At 60.0% G+C, this 3,404-nt stretch carries 5 protein-coding genes and 1 pseudogene; 5 read left to right on the top strand and 1 reads right to left on the bottom strand.

The window, feature by feature from the left end; translation table 11 throughout:
* The 4 genes and pseudogenes from ABYB95_RS19845 to ABYB95_RS19830 all read left to right on the top strand — a co-directional run.
* Nucleotides 1-537, top strand: a 537-nt coding sequence (locus ABYB95_RS19845; RefSeq protein ID WP_372660873.1) for an ACT domain-containing protein, incomplete at its 5' end; no start/stop codon positions are given.
* Nucleotides 538-737: 200 nt separating this feature from the next.
* Complete coding sequence (locus ABYB95_RS19840) at nt 738-1,175, top strand: hypothetical protein (protein ID WP_008904133.1); 438 nt, start codon at nt 738-740, stop codon at nt 1,173-1,175.
* The gene (locus tag ABYB95_RS19835; RefSeq protein ID WP_160165339.1) at nt 1,150-1,932 is read left to right on the top strand and encodes an autoinducer binding domain-containing protein; all 783 of its coding nucleotides are present in this window, start codon (nt 1,150-1,152) and stop codon (nt 1,930-1,932) included. Before ABYB95_RS19840 ends, ABYB95_RS19835 begins: the two co-directional genes overlap by 26 nt.
* Before the next feature lie 82 nt (nt 1,933-2,014).
* Nucleotides 2,015-2,275, top strand: a pseudogene (locus ABYB95_RS19830) (transposase); the annotation flags it as partial.
* Between the two features lie 6 nt (nt 2,276-2,281).
* Here the strand turns inward: ABYB95_RS19830 and ABYB95_RS19825 are convergent.
* Nucleotides 2,282-2,935: an SOS response-associated peptidase gene (locus tag ABYB95_RS19825; protein ID WP_008904130.1), complete on the bottom strand. Its 654-nt coding sequence runs from the start codon at nt 2,933-2,935 to the stop codon at nt 2,282-2,284.
* Between the two features lie 125 nt (nt 2,936-3,060).
* On the opposite strand from ABYB95_RS19825, the gene ABYB95_RS19820 reads away from it, so the two are divergent.
* On the top strand, nt 3,061-3,404 hold a 344-nt coding region (locus tag ABYB95_RS19820; protein ID WP_372660869.1), incomplete at its 3' end, for a transposase.

The raw sequence follows: 3,404 nt of genomic DNA, 5'->3' as shown, positions 1-3,404 counted from the left end.
ATTCAGCTAAACCAGTCCCTTCTGCGGTGCACTTGCGCACTTGTCCACACGCCGGGTCAACGCCAGCCGCCCATAATCAACGCCGAAAGCCAACACCATTTCCCTGCGCAGGAGGACATCGGAGTGAGCGGAGAAAAAGACCACGTTCGGCTGCAGCAAATGATGGCCCCTGACCTTCGGCCAGAAACCTACGTCTACTGCACCTTCCAAGACCATCGCCTCCCTGCTGACCTCTCCCCCATCTGCACGTTCAGGGAGACCGAAGGATTGACGGCCATCGTTGAGCGCGCTCAAGCCATTCAGGCCAAGGTGCCCTACATCTTTGAGGCCAAACTCATCACGCTCACCGTGCACTCCTCACTGGAAGCCATCGGCTTTCTGGCCATGATCTCCTCGGCCCTGGCCAAAGCAGGCATCCCTTGCAATGCGGTCGCCGCCTTCCACCACGATCACCTGTTCATTCCGGTTGAGCGAGCCGACGACGCGTTCTCTTTGCTGAACGCTTTGAGCCACAGCAGCGCACCGGCAGCGATTTGACGCGCTTCGTACGCAGGGTCTTCTTCGTTTAGCGCGACTGAACCCGCTGCAGATTTGGGCGCCCTGCCCTGATTTCCTTTGACATCGCGCGACGCGCTTGTCTACCCTACCATCTATCCAGTCTCTTGAGACTTGGTGCTTGGGTCACGCGGTGTCAGCACTGCGTGGCCTGTCGGTCAACCAGACCTGCAGGAGTGGGGATGAACAACCTTCAACTTCCCGAGGTGACGCCGTCAGCATCTGCGGTCGTGACACGCCCATCGGTCAAACGCCGTATCGATCCTATCGACGCACCCGCCCGCCCACTGGGCTCCAAACGTTTGGCGCTGATCGCAAAGCGCACCAACGCTGCCGCATCAATGTCAGACCGCCATTTGGAACGCATCGCTGAGGGCGATACCTTGCTGGCAAACCACGACGGCACCGTGACCTTCCTCCTGCGCGCCACCCGCTACGGTCTGCTGATGGAGCGCACCCAACGCCAAGCTTCGGGCATGCGGCTGGTACAGACGATGGTCTTTCATGACGTGAAGAGCTTCGACCGCTGGTGTGCGGTCGAGCCGTTGCGTTTTGATGATGGCCTGCTGTTCAGCAAACTGGGACGACAGGGTCATGCTGCATTTGCAATCCACCCCTGACCGCATTGAGCCTGCTTCAGGCAGACCTGCGATAGGGGACAACGCGCGCGTTTTTCATATCCTCCCATTGATCACAGATGCGAGGTCCCCGGGCGAAGTGATCTCATTGTTTCGCGAGGCCGTTATGGGTCTGGGAGCTGATGCAGGCTACTTCCTGAGTTGCCTTCGAGACGATGCAACCCGAACCTCATTTCGATCGTTTTGGGCCTGCGATCCAGCATGGCCGGCTGAGTACGCTTCTCAACGATGGTTCGAACATGATCCCTGGTTGCGCTATGCATCGTGCGACGCGGAGCCCACCCGTGCCAGCTACCTCAACTGCTCATCCCCCGAAGAAAGCGCCTTCATCCGCGCAGCTGCCAAGCATGGCTTCGCATCTGCTCTGATCGCACCTGCACCCAGCTCAGTTGGCCTATCAAGGGTAGGGGTCCTGTGCCTGGGATCAGCTGACCCCGAAAGGTTCGAGGGCGAAAGCTACCCGAGGGCCAGGGTACTGGCGCGCGCGCTTGCCATGGAGCTGCATCACTCGATTGCAATATCCATGCGTGAGGAACTGCTCCGGGGCACGAGCCTCACAGAAGCCGACCTGCACCTCTTGCGCTGTGAGGCCGCAGGACACAGCAGCAAAGTGATCGGTGCAGCCATGAATCTTGAGGCCAAAACCATCGACAGCCGATTTCAGCGCGTCAACGCAAAGCTGAACGCGCCGGACAGACGCACAGCTGTGCGCATTGCCCGTCTTTACGGCCTGCTTTAGCAGGCCGTTGAAAAATTCTCCGCCGGTGCCCGAGTCGGCCGCTACGATCTGAAGCCATCCCAGAACGACCCAGCCGAGGAAGATGAGAGGCAACCAAGACTTCCAGAGTGCGATGTTCAGCTACATCAGCCTTGAAGAGAGAGTGCCGCAGGCCCACCCGCTGCGCAAGTTGCGCGCCGTGGTCGATGCGCTGCTGGCGACGATGAGCAACGACTTCGAGGCGGTGTATGCCCGCCGTGGGCGCCCCTCGGTACCGCCGGAGATGCTGCTCAAGGCACTGCTGCTGCAGATCCTGTTCTCCATCCGAAGCGAGCGGCAACTGGTCGAGGCCATCAACTACAGCCATCCTTCAATCTCGCCCACTCCCTACCCTCAACCCCTCCGCCGCAAATGGCACCAGGAACTGTTCACTATGCTCAGCCGTCGCCGTCAGCCACGCTTCATAGGCCGCCTCCGGCAGCACCACTACCATGCGTTTCTCATCGGTCGGCTTGTGGAACTGGTTCATCAGTTGGTGGGTATCTGCGTTGATCGTCCGCATTGTGTAGCTGTGCACCCATTCCCCCTGGGGAGACTTCCAGGCAGACCACAAACCCGCAATCCCCATGGGCCGACCGTCTTCTCGTTCGATGCGCGTGGGAATGGCCTTGCCGCTGCGCCAGTCCGGTTCGTAGATGGCTTGGGCCGGGATGATGCAGTGCTGCGCCCTCTTCCAAGCTTCCCGAAAACTCGGTTTGGTGGCCACCGTCTCGCTGCGGGCGTTGTAGGTACTGCGGCAGATCTTCAGGTCGGTCGCCCAGTGGGGTACCAGGCCAAACAGGCCGGGTAACGCTTCCCGATCTGGTGCTGCGTCATCGCCCGAGTCCTTCTCCCGGGGGCGGCGGATCAGCAGGCCGGGGTATCCCGGCCAGAGATCGGTTTTGCCCAAGTCGGCCGGTGGCTCCACCTGGAACACCTTTCGCAAGACCTGTGCGTCCCGCACGCCTTCGTAGTGACTGCACATGGTTCAATCCTATGCGCGGATTCGCGCCGGTTTTCTGTGAAGCATTCCCAAGGGATGGGCTTGGCTTCTATACTGTTGTTATGTAAGGGGTATCCACTTAGCTCCAGCAGATGCAGAATAACTGGATGGATATCCATACTTTAGCGCCAACGCCCGGAAAAGACTATCCGCAGACTTGGAACGAGTTTCTTGACTGGTTTGCCACCGAAGAGGCGTGCCTTGCCTATCTGGAGCGGCTGCGGTGGTCCCAAGGTTTTGTCTGCCCGCGCTGCGGCTGCGTAGGCGATGCCTATCGTGCGACGCGTACCCGGCTGATGTGCCCGAGTTGCCAACACCAGAGTTCGGTGACCGCCGGCACCATCTTCGAGAAGACCCGAACGCCACTGCGCGTTTGGCTGGCTGCGGCTTGGTACCTGACCAATCAGAAGCAAGGCGTGAGCGCGTTGGGTCTACAGCGCGTGCTGGGACT

This window comes from Hydrogenophaga sp. (genome assembly GCF_041633695.1).
Lineage (GTDB): Bacteria > Pseudomonadota > Gammaproteobacteria > Burkholderiales > Burkholderiaceae_C > Hydrogenophaga.
The sequence above is the reverse complement of the archived record's forward strand: the minus strand, read 5'-3'. Positions and strand labels throughout refer to the sequence as shown.

What these genes read in the sequence shown, in the direction of transcription:
- ABYB95_RS19840 (WP_008904133.1), top strand. Translation starts at nt 738, where the DNA reads ATGAACAACCTTCAACTTCCCGAGGTGACGCCGTCAGCATCTGCGGTC.
- ABYB95_RS19825 (WP_008904130.1), bottom strand. Translation starts at nt 2,935, where the DNA reads ATGTGCAGTCACTACGAAGGCGTGCGGGACGCACAGGTCTTGCGAAAG.
- ABYB95_RS19835 (WP_160165339.1), top strand. Translation starts at nt 1,150, where the DNA reads ATGCTGCATTTGCAATCCACCCCTGACCGCATTGAGCCTGCTTCAGGC.